Annotated in this window: 1 protein-coding gene; it reads left to right on the forward strand. The window is 42.5% G+C overall.

Features of this window, described 5'->3' with window-relative positions; genetic code table 11:
• A partial coding sequence (locus H4J76_RS19500) for a tandem-95 repeat protein (RefSeq protein ID WP_182231146.1) occupies positions 1–692 on the forward strand: 692 nt, incomplete at both ends.

The following is a 692-nucleotide window of genomic DNA, read 5'->3' on the forward strand; positions in this document are numbered from 1 at the left end:
GTTACAGATGGTGCTGGTGATACCGAAAGTTCTACGCTAACAATTTCAGTAACTCCAGTTTCAGATTTAAGTGATGATAATGAAACCGTTTCTGTCGCAGAAGATACAACCGCCACAGGCAATGTTTTAGACAATGCAGAAACTGCCGATGGTCCAATGACCGTCACTAGCTTTACTGTCGGTGGTAATACATATAGTGCAGGTGATACCGTTACTCTCACTGAAGGTGAGCTCACTTTAAATACCGATGGTAGCTATACCTTTACACCGAATGATAACTTCAATGGTGCTGTGCCAGTGATTACTTATACCGTCACAGATGGTGCCGGTGATACTCAGAGTTCTACCTTAACAATTTCAGTAACACCGGTTTCTGATTTAAGTGATGATAGTGAAACTGTCACGATAGCAGAAGACACAACAGCAACAGGCAATGTGTTAGATAATGCTGAAACAGCAGACGGTCCAATGACCGTCACCAGCTTTACTGTTGATGGTAATACATATAGTGCAGGTGACACCGTTACCCTCACGGAAGGTGAGTTAACTTTAAATGCAGACGGTAGCTACACTTTCACTCCGAATGATAACTTTAATGGTGCTGTTCCTCTAATTACTTACATTGTTACTGACGGTGCAGGTGACACTCAGAGTTCTACCCTAACCATTTCAGTAACACCGGTTTCTGATTT

Source organism: Colwellia sp. BRX9-1, from assembly GCF_014077195.1.
Lineage (GTDB): Bacteria > Pseudomonadota > Gammaproteobacteria > Enterobacterales > Alteromonadaceae > Colwellia_A.